General features: G+C 71.2%; 11 protein-coding genes. 8 read left to right on the top strand and 3 right to left on the bottom strand.

The window, feature by feature from the left end:
- The first annotated feature begins 23 nt into the window (after window positions 1-23).
- Genes G4D86_RS11355 through G4D86_RS11345 form a run of 3 tightly spaced genes read left to right on the top strand, consistent with a single transcriptional unit; the run spans window position 24 to window position 5,129 of the window.
- Window positions 24-2,321, top strand: a complete 2,298-nt coding sequence (locus G4D86_RS11355; RefSeq protein ID WP_163992613.1) for a hybrid sensor histidine kinase/response regulator — start codon at window positions 24-26, stop codon at window positions 2,319-2,321.
- A gap of 34 nt (window positions 2,322-2,355) precedes the next feature.
- A complete protein-coding gene (locus tag G4D86_RS11350) occupies window positions 2,356-3,351 on the top strand; it encodes a chemotaxis protein CheB (RefSeq protein ID WP_163992611.1) in 996 nt (331 codons plus the stop codon).
- On the top strand, window positions 3,345-5,129 hold the full coding sequence (locus G4D86_RS11345; protein ID WP_163992610.1) for a protein-glutamate O-methyltransferase: 1,785 nt from the start codon (window positions 3,345-3,347) through the stop codon (window positions 5,127-5,129). The genes G4D86_RS11350 and G4D86_RS11345 overlap by 7 nt, the downstream gene beginning before the upstream one ends.
- 32 nt (window positions 5,130-5,161) lie before the next feature.
- Here the strand turns inward: G4D86_RS11345 and G4D86_RS11340 are convergent, their stop codons facing one another.
- Together G4D86_RS11340 and G4D86_RS11335 are read right to left on the bottom strand one after the other, a co-directional pair.
- A complete protein-coding gene (locus G4D86_RS11340; RefSeq protein WP_163992608.1) occupies window positions 5,162-5,482 on the bottom strand; it encodes a polyhydroxyalkanoic acid system family protein in 321 nt (106 codons plus the stop codon).
- Between the two features lie 104 nt (window positions 5,483-5,586).
- Window positions 5,587-7,050, bottom strand: coding sequence for a cryptochrome/DNA photolyase family protein (locus tag G4D86_RS11335; protein WP_163992605.1), 1,464 nt, complete (start codon window positions 7,048-7,050; stop codon window positions 5,587-5,589).
- A 298-nt stretch (window positions 7,051-7,348) separates the two neighbouring features.
- On the opposite strand from G4D86_RS11335, the gene G4D86_RS11330 reads away from it, so the two are divergent.
- The 3 genes from G4D86_RS11330 to G4D86_RS11320 all read left to right on the top strand — a co-directional run bounded on the left by G4D86_RS11330 (window position 7,349) and on the right by G4D86_RS11320 (window position 10,887).
- Window positions 7,349-8,869, top strand: coding sequence for a cation:proton antiporter (locus tag G4D86_RS11330; RefSeq protein ID WP_163992603.1), 1,521 nt, complete (start codon window positions 7,349-7,351; stop codon window positions 8,867-8,869).
- A gap of 68 nt (window positions 8,870-8,937) precedes the next feature.
- The gene (locus G4D86_RS11325; RefSeq protein ID WP_163992601.1) at window positions 8,938-10,083 is read left to right on the top strand and encodes a DUF1015 family protein; all 1,146 of its coding nucleotides are present in this window, start codon (window positions 8,938-8,940) and stop codon (window positions 10,081-10,083) included.
- Window positions 10,084-10,113: 30 nt separating this feature from the next.
- Window positions 10,114-10,887, top strand: a complete 774-nt coding sequence (locus G4D86_RS11320; RefSeq protein WP_240360191.1) for a tRNA1(Val) (adenine(37)-N6)-methyltransferase — start codon at window positions 10,114-10,116, stop codon at window positions 10,885-10,887.
- Window positions 10,888-10,907: 20 nt separating this feature from the next.
- Here the strand turns inward: G4D86_RS11320 and G4D86_RS11315 are convergent, their stop codons facing one another.
- On the bottom strand, window positions 10,908-11,192 hold the full coding sequence (locus G4D86_RS11315; protein WP_163992597.1) for a hypothetical protein: 285 nt from the start codon (window positions 11,190-11,192) through the stop codon (window positions 10,908-10,910).
- Between G4D86_RS11315 and G4D86_RS11310 the strand changes: the two genes are divergently transcribed.
- Entirely contained in the window at window positions 11,191-12,540 is a 1,350-nt protein-coding gene (locus G4D86_RS11310) for a hypothetical protein (RefSeq protein ID WP_163992595.1), read from the top strand. The two genes, G4D86_RS11315 and G4D86_RS11310, sit on opposite strands and share 2 nt — an antisense overlap.
- 39 nt (window positions 12,541-12,579) lie before the next feature.
- Window positions 12,580-13,938, top strand: coding sequence for a glycoside hydrolase family 19 protein (locus tag G4D86_RS11305; RefSeq protein ID WP_163992593.1), 1,359 nt, complete (start codon window positions 12,580-12,582; stop codon window positions 13,936-13,938).
- Window positions 13,939-13,996 lie beyond the last annotated feature (58 nt).

Raw genomic sequence — 13,996 nt, 5'->3', positions numbered from 1 at the left:
AACGGGAGGGGCGAACGCCGGCCATGGACACCGAGGCTCTAAAGAAGTCCCTCCTGAAGAAGTTCCAGGAGGTCACCGCAGACCGCCTCCAGAAGATTCAGCTGGGGGTATTGGACCTGGAGAAGGACACCGCGGACCAGGCCGCGGAAGACGTCGCGCGCGAGCTGCACACGATGAAGGGGGAGGCCCGCATGCTGGGCCTGCCCGTCATCGGGCAGCTGGCGCACGCCGCCGAGGACGTCCTGCGCGCCGAGCGCGAGGGCAGGACGGCCACGGAGATCGCCACCGACGTCCTGCTCAGGGCGTGTGACGTCCTCTCCGACCTGAACGAGGACCTGGCGGGCGCCAACACCGGCACCCCCGCCAGCGAGGAGATGGTCAAGGCGCTCGCGGAGGTCTCCGGCCAGGAGCCGCCCTCCATCGGGCCCAAGCCGAAGCCCGCCGCTCCGCCGCCCGCCGCGCCCCGCGCTCCGGTGACGGCGCCCGTCGCGGCGCCGGTGCTCGTGGCGCCTGCTGCTGCTCCGGTGGCTGCTCCGGCCGCACCCGTGCATCGTGCTCCCGAGGCTCCCGCAGCGCCGGCTCCCGCCGAGGAGACGCAGGGCGCGGCGAAGTCCGCCGCCGTGGCGGACCGGACCATCCGCGTCAACGTGGAGGTGCTGGACTCGCTGGGGCTGCTCGCGGGCGACCTGCTCGTGGAGAGCGCCCGCGGACGGCTGCGCAGCTCGGAGACGGAGGCGCTGTTCGAGCGCTTCAGCCGCCTGGGTGACCGCTTCCTGCGGCTCGCGGAGCAGGTGGAAATCCCCACCCCGGTGCGCGCGCTGCTGGACCGCGTGGAGAGCGACCTCCACATGCTGCGCGACGATGCGTTCCGCTTCGTGCGGCGCAACGACGACGGCATCAACACGCTGCACGGCAACCTCGCGAAGATGGCGGACCACGTGGCCGAGGCCCGGCTGGTGCCGCTGTCCACCGTGTTCGACGCCTTCCCCCGCGCGGTGCGAGAGATGTCGCGCACGCAGGGCAAGGACGTGGACCTGGTCATCGAGAACGCCGACATCGGCGTGGACCGGTCCATGCTGGCTGACGTGCGCGACGCGCTGGTGCACCTGCTGCGCAACTCGGTGGACCACGGCGTGGAGTCTCCGGACACGCGCCAGAGCCTGGGCAAGCCGCTCACGGGCCGTGTCCGCATCAAGGTGCGCGTGGACGGCGACATGCTCCACATCGAGGTGGAGGACGACGGGCGCGGCATCGACCCGGAGCGGCTGCGCCAGGCCGCCGTCAACAAGCGCCTCATCACCCAGGTGCAGGCCAACGCGCTGTCCGAGCGCGAGGCCATCGAGCTCATCTTCCGTCCCGGCTTCTCCACCCGCGACCAGGTCAGCGAATTGTCCGGCCGTGGCGTGGGCATGGACGTGGTGAAGCGGAAGGTGGAGATGCTGGGCGGCTCGGTGGGCGTCATCAGCCGCATCGGCCGTGGCACCACGATTACGCTGCGCCTGCCGCAGTCGCTCGCCCTCATGAAGGTGCTGCTGGTGCGCCTGGGCGACGACGTCTACGGCATGCCCGCCGCGGACGTGGAAGCGGTGATGCGCGTCAAGCCCGAGGACCGGCTGGAAATCTTCGGCACCCTCGCCGTGCGGCACCGGGGCAAGCCCACGGCGCTGGTGGCGCTGGGGCCGCTGCTGGGCCTCAACGGTGGCAACCGCTTCGACAAGCCGCCCGCGGTGGTGGTGCGTCACGGCGAGGACCACGCGGCGCTCGTCGTCGACGGCTTCGTGGACGAGCGTGAAGTCGCGGTGAAGCCCTGCGGCGGCGAGTTCCTCAAGGGCGCGCCCTTCATCGCCGGCACCGCGGCGCTGGAGGACGGTCGCATCGCCGTGCTGCTGCACGTGCCGGACATCATGGCCGAGGTGCGCCGCATGGCGCGTCCCGTCACCCAGGCTCCGGCGGCCAAGCGCCTGCGGGTGCTGCTGGTGGACGACTCGCCCATTGCCCGCGCCACGGAAGGAGCGCTGGTCAAGGCGCTGGGCCACCTGCTGGAGGAGGCCCAGGACGGCGAGGAGGCGTACGCGAAGGTGCAGAACAACCAGTACGACCTCATCCTCACCGACGTGCAGATGCCGAAGATGGACGGCTTCACGCTGTCGCGGCGGCTCAAGTCCACGCCCGCGGTGGCCCGCATCCCCGTCATCATCCTGTCGTCGCTGGCCTCTCCGGAGGACAAGCGCCGCGGCCTGGACGCGGGGGCGGACGCCTACCTCGTCAAGGGGGAGCTCGGCGTGGAGATCCTCGCGCAGGCCATCGACCGGCTGACCTGAGGAGCCACGCTTGGGCGGCCCCCCCGCGGCAGGAATGGCATTCCGGGTGCTCATGGTGGGCAAGGGGCTGCGTGCGCTCGCCGCGCGTGGCCTCTTCGACGGCGAGTCGCTCGTCCCGGTGGGCCCGGCGGAGGTGGACTTCGCCGGCGCGCTGGTCGCCGTGCAGCGCCACTTCCCGGACGTGCTGCTGGTGGACCTCAGCGCCCGCGAGGCGCTGGAGGCGGTTGAACACGTGATGGTGGAGCGGCCGGTGCCCATCCTCGCGCTGCACCCGGGCGCGCTCTCCGGCCAGGACGCCTTCCAGGCCGTGGCCCTGGGCGCGCTGGACGTGGTGGAGCGCCCGGCGTCACCGGGGGCGGACTTCTGGAGCCATGTTTCGCGCAAGCTGGTGATGCTGGCGCAGGTGAAGGCGGTGCGGCAGGTGAGCACCCGGCCCCTGCCGCGCACGGACGCGCCCGCGCCGCCCTTCCCGCTGGTGGCCATCGCCGCGTCGCTGGGCGGCCCCAAGGCGGTGGCGCAGGTGCTCCGGATGATTCCCCGGGGTTTTCCGGCGCCCCTGGCCTACTGCCAGCACATCAGCGAGGGCTTCACCGAGGGGCTGGCCCACTGGCTGGCCATGGAGACGGCGCTGCGAGTGCAGGAGGCTGAAACCGGGGTGGTGATGGAGCCCGGCACGGTGTACATCGCTCCGTCTGGCAGTCACCTGTTGGTCCGACCGGAGGGCAGGCTGGAGCTGGACTCCGGGCCCGCGCTCCGCGGTTTCAGACCTTCGTGTGACATGCTGCTCACTTCCGCGGGCGAGGCCTTCGGCTCGCGCTGCATCGGGGTCATCCTGACGGGCATGGGGCGCGACGGCGCGCGAGGGTTGAAGGAGATTCGTGAGCGTGGTGGAAGGACCATCGCGCAGGACGAGGCCACATCCACCGTCTGGGGCATGCCCCGCGAGGCCGTGCTGATGGGCGCCGCGCAGGAGGTACTGCCGCTGGACCGGATTGGACCGATGCTGCTTCAGTGGGTGGACGCGTGCTGACCGCGAGCAACAAGGTGCTCCAGCAGCTCGCCGCGCTCCTCCTGGAGCGTGCGGGCCTCAAGATTACGCCGGACGGCTTCCACAGCCTCCGCCTGGCGCTGTCCACCCGCATGCCCGTGGTGGGCGTGGAGGAGCCGGAGAAGTACCTCGCGCAGCTGTCGGGCCCGGGCGGCGAGGAGGAGCTGCGCTCGTTCCTCCCCCTGGTGACGGTGGGGCACACGGAGTTCTTCCGCGACGCGAAGCAGTTCCGCGCCCTGGAGAAGAGCGTGCTGCCGGAGCTGGTGACGCGCGCGCGGCGGGAGATGCGCAAGGTGTCCGTCTGGTCCGCCGGCTGCGCCACGGGCGAGGAGCCCTACAGCGTGGCCATGGTGCTGGCCGAGCTGGGCGCGCTGTCCATGGAAGTGGACCTGCTGGCCACCGACCTGAACCTGGCCGCGGTGGATGCCGCGCGGCAGGGGCGCTTCACCTCGCGCCGCTGCATCAGCATCGGCCCGGAGCGGCTCAAGCGCTTCTTCCGTCCCGTGGACGAGGGCTACGAGGCGCTGCCCACCCTGCGCGACTACATCCGCTTCGACGGGCAGAACCTGGCGGTCCCCGTGTTCGACAAGGTGGGGCTGTCCTCGCTGGACCTCATCCTCTGCCGCAACGTCATCATCTACTTCGACCTGCCCACCATCCGCGGGCTGATGGACCGCTTCCTCAGCGCGCTGCGGCCGGGTGGACTGCTGTTCCTGGGCTACTCGGAGAGCCTCTTCAAGGTCTATGACCGCTTCGAGATGATCGAAGTGGACGGCGCCTTCGTGTACCGGCGCCCGCTGGCGGACAAGGCCCTCCGCCCGCCGCCGCTGCGCATCACCCCGTACCCCGGCGAGCCGGACGTGTCCGAGCGCAAGCAGACGCCCGAGTCCTTCGCGGCGGACCTGCGCAAGCGCATCCAGGTGGAGACTGCGTCCGGCGCCCTGACGCGGGGCACGCCGTCTCCGGTGTCCCCGCAGGGGCCTGCGGCTCCCGGCGCTCCCAGGGCCGTGAAGGGGCACGTGCACCTTCCGGCCCCGGTGACGCCGTCCACGCCGCCGCCCGTGGGGCCGCGCTCCGGAGGCTCCGGAGGCTCCGGAGACCTGGCGCGCCCGCGCATCACCCAGGAGCTTCCGGTGGCGTCGGCTTCGGACGCCGCGCGCCCGCGCATCACCCAGGAGATTCCGGTGGTGACGCCCACGCGCAGCACCACGGGCGAGGTGCCGGCATGGCCCAAGCTGCTGCCGCCCGCGGAGCGCCTGGCCATTGCCGTGCGGAAGATGGCGCAGGGGGACTTCCCCGCCGCCATCGCCGCCGTCGAGCGCCTGCTCGTGGACGAGCCGAGCGACCTGGACGCCATCCTGACGCTGGGCAACCTCTACTCGCTGACGGGCCGCATCCCCGAGGCGCGTGACACCTTCGCGCAGGCGATTCAGCGCGAGCCGCTGTGCGTGGAGGCGCGCGTGTTCGGTGGGGTGGCGATGCTGCAGGCGGGGAACCTGAAGGAGGCGCGCTCGGAGCTGAGCAAGGCGCTGTTCCTGGAACCCACGCTGGCCATTGGCCACTACCTGCTGGCGCAGGTGCACGAGCGCTCCCAGGAACCGGAAGCGGCACGGCGCAGCTATCGCAACGCCATTGCCCAGCTGCGCTTCCCGCAGCGGCCCCTGGCAGGGCACTACCCGGAGATGCCGGACTCGGCGGACGCCATCTCCCGCGCGGCGCGCTATGCGCTCGCCGCGCTGGAGGAACAGCCCCTGCGCTGAGTGCAGGCGGGGGCCGCGAGTCTGGGGTGCTGCTAGCCCAGGTTCGTCTTCACCTGGTCCAGCGTCTTCTTCGGATCCAGCACGGAGGCGAACTTGTCCTGCAGGTAGGACTTGGCCTTGCCGCGCAGGAGCATGCCGGGGTCGGTGCCCTCGCCCTGGACCTGGTTGTCGGTGATGACGAAGGACGCATCCATCTGGATGCCCATCACCTTGCCGGCGATCTTCGCGCCGTCGCCCGCCCAGTCCGCCTTCACGCCGTATTTGCTGTTCCAGTACTTCAGCAACTGCTCGACGCGCTGCTTCACCTCCTCCTTCGGGAGGGTGTGGGGGATATCGAACTTCATCATGCCCATGGCCCGGCTCCTGATGTCGGTGACCCGTCCGTGCGTTTAGTGGCGCGCGGGCGGGAAGGGAACCGCCGTCTCACTTTTGATGGCGCGGATGTCAACAGGCTTGCTCACCGTCCGGCCACGCGCCGGGGGCGCTTGAGCTTCACCGGCGGGTCTCCGGGGCGCCCCCAACGGGCCAGGTACGGCGCCAGGTCATACTTCTCCGCCGTGCGCGGCGAGCTCATGGGCCGCACCTTCCCCAACACCTTCCGCTCCTGGAAGGGCCTGTCGTGCAGCCCCAGCACCCACATGAAGTTGGCCACGCTGGCCGGGTCCCTCCCGTCCACCGCGTACTTGTCGTTGAGCAGGGCGATGCGCCCCAGGCCCTCCTCGGGGGTGGCGCTCCACTCCAGCAGCTTCTTCCCCCAGAGCATGCGCAGGTAGTTGTGGATGCGGCCGCGCTCCAGCAGCTCGCGCTGGGACGCGTTCCACAGGCCGTCCCCGGTGCCCGACGTCTCCAGTTGCTCCAGCGTGTAGAGGTGCTCGCGCGCGTCCTTCTGGTGCGTGGCGAGCGTCTCGCGCGCCCAGGCGGGCAGGGACTCCAGGGAGAGCTGCCGGGGGCCGGGCGTGTGGAAGCAGAAGTTGAAGCCGAGCTCGCGCCGCACCAGCAGCTCTTCGAGGAAGGCGCGCACGGCGGGGTGGTCCGTGCCGCGCGAGCGGATGACGGCGCGCGCCGCTTCTCCCGCGAAGAGGTTGCCCCAGTGGAAGAAGGGAGACAGGCCGGACTGGTGCGCGCGGCCCGGGTCGCTCCGCTCGGTGTCGTAGCCGTCCATGCGCTGGAGGAAGGCGTGGAGCGACTCGAGCCCGGCCTTGCGCCCGCCGCGCTCGGAGATGGGGGCCACCGTGTGGTCGATGTCGAAGCTGGCCAGCGCCTCGCGGGCCTCACGCGCGTCCGCGGTGTCGAAGTCGGGCTCCAGTTTGCGCCCCGCGGCCGCGGCCTTGACGGCGCGGGCGGGCAGGGTGCGGCCCAGGTACTCCGGCCACAGCTTCTGCAGCTTGGGCCGCAGGGTGTACGCGCCGGCCTGCACCGTGGCGATTCGCTGCATGGGCACCACGCACGACGCGTCCACCGCGAACAGCGGCACGTCCAGCGCCTTCGCCGCGCCGCGCAGGTGGCCGGGGATGATGAACGTGGGGAACAGGTCCGACACCACGGCGGCGGCGCGGCGGCCCAGCTCCGCCAGCCGGGGTCGGTGCTCCTTCTTGCGGCGCGGCAGCTCCAGCCAGTACGGCAGGCCGCGCGAGGCACACCCCGCCGCCATGTCGACCATGCCCTCCAGCGCCCACGCGTGGAGCCGGTCCGAGGCGTAGGGGTAGTCCGGGCGGAGGGCCTGGTACACGACCACGGGCAGGCCCAGGTGGTTGCCCAGGGCGATGGCCACATCGAGCGCGTGGTTCTCCTCGGCCCGGTGGTTCACCATGCACCAGTAGAGGACGAAGTCCCGCGAGTCGGTGGGGAAGGGGGCGTCCTTCACGACCTGGACGCGGGCGGAGTCCACGCCAAGCTCGGACCATGAAAACCCGGTGGGCATGTGTCTCTCGATGCTCGGACGACGTCCGCGTCGCGGAGGAAAGATACATGTGTTCCAGATACATGTTTTGGGCTGGTGCGTCGGTGGAGGTGCGGCGCATGCCCGGTGCGCCGCGAGTCGCCGCCCGCCCCAGGGCCGCCGGAAGTGTCTTCGCGTGTGCACGAATGCGGGGGCCTGATGCGGGGGCCGGGTGGGGACGCGGGCCTGTGGACCGGAAGTGGACGGAAGTGCCCAAAAACCGGCGCTCCGGGACGGGTTGTGGTCTTCTGCGCGGCCGGCTGACCCAAGGAGTCGTTGCGTGCCACATCCGAGATTCTGGAGCTGCCTGTCCGTCGCCGCCCTCACCCTGGCGCTCGCCGCGCCGGTGACGGCCGGTGCGCAGGCGACCTCTTCCTACCCGTCCACGCCGCCCCCGTCCTCCGCGCAGCCGGGGTACGCGCAGCCGCAGCAGCCGGCGGCCTATCCCCAGGAGCCCGCCGCTCCGCCGTCCCCCGCGCCGGCGTCGCCTCCGCAGGGCTCGACGCAGACGGAGCCCGCGCCGGCCTATCCTCCGCCGCAGCAGGCGTACCCGCCGCCGCAGAACACCGCGCCGCCGCAGCAGGCGTATCCGCCGTCGCAGAACAGCTATCCCGCGCCGCAGCAGCAGCCCGCGGACCCAGCGTATCCGCCGCCATCGCAGAACAACTATCCCCCGCCGCCGCAGCAGCAGCCCGCGGACCCGGCGTATCCGCCCTCGCAGAACACGTATCCGGCGCCGCAGCAGCCCACGTACGCGCCGCCCACCACCGCGCAGCCGGACCCGGCGCAGCAGCCACCTCGGGGCTCGGAGCCCTCGGCCACGGATGCTCCGCGTGTGCCTCCGGAGCCGGGCTCGCTCGTCACGCAGCCGCAGGCGCCGCTGACGCCGGACGACCAGACGGACCCGTCGAAGCCCTCCGCGGTGCCGTCGTCCGCCACCGCGTCCTCAACGCCTCCGCCCGAAGACACCGGGGTGATGCTGGACGGCCGGCCCCGCCAGGGCCCGTTCCTGTCCGGCCCCGGCAGCCTCACCTTCATGTTGCACCACACGACACTCGGCGCGCTGGGCGGCTTCTTCACCCAGGCCTTCGCCAACGACTTCAACTTCAACCAGAGCTCGCGCGAGGCGATGCTGGCCGGCACGCTCATCGGCGCGGGCCTGGGCTTCGGCGCTTCCGCGTGGTGGCAGTTCAACAACTGGGTGGACAAGCCCATGGCCCACTTCGGCATCGGCAACTCGGTAGTGGGCGGCATGTTCATGGCCGGCTTCATGGACCTGTTCACCCAGGACCCGGGCGTGCTGACCTGGTCCGCCTTCCTCGGCGCGGAGCTGGGCGCATGGCTCACCGCGGGACTCGGCGGTGGGCAGCTGCCACTCAACGACGGCCTGCTGATTGCGTCCGGCGCGGGCTGGAGTCTGGCGTACGCCGCGCTGCTCATGGCCATCATCCATTTCTCCGGCACGGACGTGTCCAGCAAGACGTGGCGCGACACGCTGCTCCTGGCCCCGGGCATCGGCGCGGGCGCGCTGGCGCTGGCCACCATGCGCTACAATCCCACGCCCTCGCAGATTCTCCGCGCGGACATGTTCGGCGCGGGGGTGGGCGCGGCGGTGCTGCTCATCTCCGGCCTGGTGCTGGGCGGGTTCGACCAGTCCACGCCCTACGTGCTGTCCTTCCTCGGCTCGGCGGGCGCCATCACCACGGTGAGCCTCCTGTGGGAGGAGAGCGTGGACCGCTCGTCGCTGAAGATGGTCGGTCGCCCCTCGAAGGCGCGGCCGTACAAGAACGTCTGGTGGTAGACGGGCCGTAGGGCAGCCGGGCGGGCGCCATGGCACGGCGGGGCAGGAAGCACCACCTTCCCCCCGACATGGCGCGCGTTCATCCCTTCACGGCCCTCATGGCCTCGCTGGAGCAGCGGCTGGAGCCCAGCGACTACGTGCCGCGAAGCAACGCGGCGCCCCAGCCTTCCCATGTGCGCTCACTGCTGGGGGCGGCGAACCCCTCGGCGGAGCTGCGGCGCCTGCGCGAGTCGGGCGCCCTGCTTCGCGACGCACGGCCGGCGCTGTACCTGGTGGAAATCCACAGCCCCGCCGGCAAGCTGGGGGGCCCTCCGGTGCGCTTCCTGCTGTGCGCGCTGAACGCGGACGCGGGCCTGCCGCTGGAGCACGACCCGTACCGCCCTCGCGCCTGGGAGGCCGAGCCCGCCGTCACCCTCACCGCGGATGACCATGGCGTCCTGCGGGGGCTGCTGGCAGAGGCCTCCGAGCGCGCCATCACCGTGTGGCAGGGGCAGTTCGAAGGCAATCCGATGTCGCTGCGGCGCATCGAGCCCTCGCCGGTGTCCAAGCGAATTCAGGCAGTGCTGGACGAGGCACCCATGCGCCCACTGGCGGCGCTGAACGAGGGGGGCCCCACGCTGGCGGCGGTGGTGCCCCTTTCGGACCCCGGCCTGGAGATCCAGCCCATCCACCGTGCCCTGAAGGGTGTGGACACTTTCAAGGAGGAGACATTCCTCACGCTGGTGACGGCGTATGCGCGTGTCTACGAACTGGATGAGCCGCTCGACACGCCGCGAGGACTGGCCGCCGCGCGCGAGCGGCTGGCGACGCTCATCACCGGACACCACGCGGTGCTGCTGGTGCTGCCGGGAGGGCGGGGCCGCATCCTCCGGTTCCGTCAGGGCCTGGACCTGGCGCACCTGAAGGGGGCGCCCCGCAACCCGACGCTGCGCAGCCTGGACCTGGCGCTGCTCAACGCGCTGGTGTTGCGGACGGTGCTGGGCATCAAGGACCCGGAGGCGCCGGGGCATCCGCAGGTGTTCCCGGTGCAGGGGCTGGAGTCACTGGTGCGCGGTGTGGAGGAGGGCACCTTCCAGGCGGGCTTCGCCCTCAACCCTCCGCCGGTATGGGAGGTACGGGCCGTGATGGAGGCACAGGCAACACTGCCGCCGAGGACACTCCGGGTCGAGCCGCTGCCACCCGCGGGCCTTTTGTTCCTGGATCGTGAAGCCTAGCTTTCCAGCGTGAGGATCCTGACCCGATCCTTGCCGGACTGGCCCCGGCGCGTGCGGCTCGAGCTCCATCCGGGGCCCGGGGAGACCCTCGATTCGATTTGCGGCGGTGAGGTGCAGGTGCTCCAGCGCCGCCTGGGCTATCGCTTCACGTTGGACCCGCTGCTGCTGGCGCACTTCGCGGTGTACGAGGCCGGAGCGCTGCGGGGCCGGCTGATGGACCTGGGGACGGGCTGCGGAATCATCTCCCTGGTGCTCGCGCGGAGGCTGGGCCGCAAGGACATCACCGCGCTGGAGCTGCAACCGGGGTTGTTCTCCCTTGCCGAGCGCAACGTGTACCTCAACCGCTGCGAGCGCGAGGTGACGCTGGTGCAGGGCGATTTGCGCCGCGTGCAGGACCAGTTCCCCTCGGGCAGCTTCGCGCACGTGCTCTGCAATCCGCCGTACCGTGCTCGTGCATCGGGACGCACGAGCCTGTCGATTGAGAAGGCCATTGCCCGTCACGAGCTGGCGTGTGAATTGCCAGACGTGGCGCGCGCGGCGGAGCACCTGTTGGTGACACGGGGCGCGCTGTGCATGGTGTATCCGGCCTCGCGCTTCAGCGACCTGGTGAACGTGCTGCGCACGCACAGGGTGGAGCCGCGCACCGTGCGCTGGGTACACCCGCGTGGAGACAGGCCCGCGAAGCTGGTGCTCCTCCACGCGGTGAAGGGGGGCAGGGCCGATTTGACGGTGCTGCCCCCCCTCGTGGTGCATGCGGATGACGAACACGCCTTCACGGAAGAAGTGCGGGCGATGATCGTCTGACGAAGGCGGCGCGGGCCGCGTCAGCCGGCAGTCAGCGCCAGCGCGTTCTTGTGCCGGTCGCGTAGGGCAATGCCCTGGGTGTAGAGCGTCCGGGTGGTCCAGCAGGCCTCGTCGTCGGTGAGGCTGCCCGTGCGCTGCAGGTTGTTCGCCAGCCGCTGTGCCTCCAGCGTGCCCAGGTCCGCGCCGACCTGACTGAAGGCCTGCGTCTGCACGGCCAGCTCCTGCTCGTACGACTCACAATCCGGTTGCATTCGCGGAAAGTGCTGTATCTGCGCCATCATCGCGCCCCAGAGGTCCGACACCATGCTGCATCCAGCGATGCTCCTGCTGCTCGCCGCCGTACCCACGGGCGACACGAATCTCCGCGTCCAGGAGGGCATGCCCGCGGGCTTCCAGGTGGACGGAAGCCTGGGGGAGTGGACGCAGCCGCCGTCGCTGACCCTGGGCGAAAAGCCACCGGACGCACGGTCCGCCAGGGTCTGGCTCGCGGTGGATTCCGGAGGGCTCGCCATCGCGGGAGAGCTTCGCGACGACCCGGCCCGGATCGCCGGGGAGAAGGTCGAGGTGTCGCTCTCGCTGCCTCCGCCGGAGCTGCCTCCGCTGGCCTTCGTCGACCAGTTCCAGGAGCACCTCGTCCCCACGGAAGGCGACTGTCCACAGCGGCCCCCGAAGAGGGTGGCGGCCTGCCAGTCCTGGTGGAAGCAACAGTCCCAGCGGCGCCAGCAACTCCAGGACGCGCGGGTCGCTCGGTACGTCCTGCGGCCCGGGGGCGTGGTGCGCTCCGGGCAGGCGGACCTCGTGGGCTCCGCGCGCTTCGTGCCCATGCCGGGGGGCCTCCGCTTCGAGGCGCTCATCCCCGTCACGGCTTTCCCCCGCACGGCCGAGGCCCCACTGGTACACCTGGGCCTCCACGTGAGTGTGGTGGACGGCGACGCTGGCGACAGCCCCCGGCCCTCGCTGGCCTCGTCCACCGGCCTCCAGTCCGTGAGCCTGTCGAAGCCGCTGCGCTACGGCCGGTGGCCCGAGCTGCTGGAGCGGGCGCTGAAGGCGCAGCCGGGCGCTTCGTACCAGCCCGGGCTGGGCGCGGACTGGCTCGAGGTCTGGGTGAATCCAGCACAGGCCTATCAGTACGCGCCCAAGGTCCCGAGCCCCGCCGTGGTTCGCGTGGACCTGGCCGACGTGAAGCCCGTGGCCTCGGCGGGAGACCTCGAGCTCGTCTCGGTGCCCGCGGAGGTGAACCGCCGGGGCGGGGTGGACCGCTGGCTGGTGTCCCGCCGGGGGCAGGCCATCCTGGACACGCGCAACATCGGCGAAGACGCCCTCCGCTCGGCCCCGAGCGCGTCGGGACTCCAGCTCCTCCAGGTGTACCAGGGCCCCTCGAGCCCGATGGGCACCGGCACGTGCGGCGAGTGCCCGCTCGTGTCCTTCCAGTACTTCACGATGGACGCGCAGGGGCGCTTCTCCAGCCCCACGCGCCTGCAGGGCACCGGCGGCCTTTCGACGCACCCCGTGGCGTGGACCGCCAGTGAGGACCTGACGCGCATCGAGGCCTTCGACGTACTCCCCGCGCCGCGTGGGAAGCAGCTCGCGGTGAGGCACACCCTCGACCCGAAGACGGGCACCTACACAACTTCCACCCCCGCCTCGCGATAATCCCAGGAAATCGCAATTGCGTTGCGCGAGGGACTGCCCATGTCGAGCGTTGGAAGCAGCGGAGGAAGTGGCGGAGCCGACAGCGCCAGCAGGGCGGAATCCGCGAGGGCCGAGTCCGCGCGCGCCGATGCGGCCCGGCAGGCCGAGGCTTCGAGGAAGGCTTCCGAACAGGCAGCCCAGGCCCAGGCCGCGAAGAACGCGGCGGTCCGGAATCAGTTCGCGGTGGACAGCTTCACGCCTGCTGCCGCCGCGAAGGCCCCGGTGGACCTCAATCCGTCTCCCGTAAGCAGCACGGTGGCCCAGGCGCAGACGGTCGACGCGGCGAAGACCGTGGATGCCGCGCGGGAAGCCCAGGCCACGCAAGAGGCCAAGGACACGCAGGAAGCCGAGGCCGCACAGGACGCCGAGGCCGCGGACGAAGTGGAAGTCGCGCAGGCGACCGAGGCCGCGGACGTAGCCCAGGCCGCGCAGGACGCCCAGGCCACGGACGACGCCCAGGCCACGCAGGACGCGCAGGCTACGGACGCGCAGCCGGCCGATGCCGCCCAGCAGGCCCAGACGCCGACGGTGACGGAGGCGGACATCGACGCCGCGAAGCAGGAGCTGCCCGACGTCGACCTGACCCGCAACCCCGCGGGGACGGATCCGTCGGCCGAGGTGACGGCGCAGAACCAGCAGGTGCAGACCGCGCTCCACGAGCTGGGCCTCGTGGCCTCCGCTCATGTCACCGGCTTCTACGGCTCCATCACCGAGGGGGCCATCAAGTCCTTCCAGTACGAGCAGGGAATGACGGTCACCGGCAACTACGACGCGGCGACCCGTGATGCCATTGCCGGGGAGCTCGCGGAGAAGCGCGCCGCCGAGGCCCAGGGCATCACCGCGCCCGCCGTCGACCTGCCGGACGCGTACACTGCCGTGACGGACCAGCAGCTCGCGGACATCATGCCCAACGCCACGGACGCGCTGCGCGCGCAGTACCTGGACCCGCTCAACAACGCGATGGAGGAGTTCAACATCTCCACGCCCGAGCGCCAGGCGGCCTTCCTGTCCCAGATAGCCGCGGAGACGGCAGACCTGCAGTACATGTCCGAAATCACTCCCAACCCGGCCCACGGTGACTACTACGGCCGCGGGATGCTGCAGCTCACCCACGAGAGCAACTACATCGAGGCGGGCAACGCACTCGGGACGAACCTCACCCAGGACCCCGATCAGGTGGCCACCGACGCGGACCTCGCCGCGCGCACCGGCGCCTGGTACTTCAACGACCGGGGCCTCAACCAGCAGGCGGACCAGGGCCACATCGGTGCCGTCACCCTGGGCGTGAACGGTGGCTACAACGGCGTCGACCGGCGCCTCGAGGCGTACGACACGGCGCGAGATGTGCTGGGCCAATAGCCCCAGGCACTGAAGTCCAGGCGGTGGCCGCGCTCGGTGCGCGGCCACCTCCGCCAAC

Source organism: Pyxidicoccus caerfyrddinensis (genome assembly GCF_010894405.1).
Classification (GTDB): domain Bacteria; phylum Myxococcota; class Myxococcia; order Myxococcales; family Myxococcaceae; genus Myxococcus; species Myxococcus caerfyrddinensis.
The sequence above is the reverse complement of the archived record's forward strand: the minus strand, read 5'-3'. Positions and strand labels throughout refer to the sequence as shown.

What these genes read in the sequence shown, in the direction of transcription:
- G4D86_RS11355 (WP_163992613.1), top strand. Translation starts at nt 24, where the DNA reads ATGGACACCGAGGCTCTAAAGAAGTCCCTCCTGAAGAAGTTCCAGGAG.
- G4D86_RS11350 (WP_163992611.1), top strand. Translation starts at nt 2,356, where the DNA reads ATGGCATTCCGGGTGCTCATGGTGGGCAAGGGGCTGCGTGCGCTCGCC.
- G4D86_RS11340 (WP_163992608.1), bottom strand. Translation starts at nt 5,482, where the DNA reads ATGGGCATGATGAAGTTCGATATCCCCCACACCCTCCCGAAGGAGGAG.
- G4D86_RS11335 (WP_163992605.1), bottom strand. Translation starts at nt 7,050, where the DNA reads ATGCCCACCGGGTTTTCATGGTCCGAGCTTGGCGTGGACTCCGCCCGC.
- G4D86_RS11325 (WP_163992601.1), top strand. Translation starts at nt 8,938, where the DNA reads ATGGCGCGCGTTCATCCCTTCACGGCCCTCATGGCCTCGCTGGAGCAG.
- G4D86_RS11310 (WP_163992595.1), top strand. Translation starts at nt 11,191, where the DNA reads ATGCTGCATCCAGCGATGCTCCTGCTGCTCGCCGCCGTACCCACGGGC.
- G4D86_RS11315 (WP_163992597.1), bottom strand. Translation starts at nt 11,192, where the DNA reads ATGGTGTCGGACCTCTGGGGCGCGATGATGGCGCAGATACAGCACTTT.
- G4D86_RS11305 (WP_163992593.1), top strand. Translation starts at nt 12,580, where the DNA reads ATGTCGAGCGTTGGAAGCAGCGGAGGAAGTGGCGGAGCCGACAGCGCC.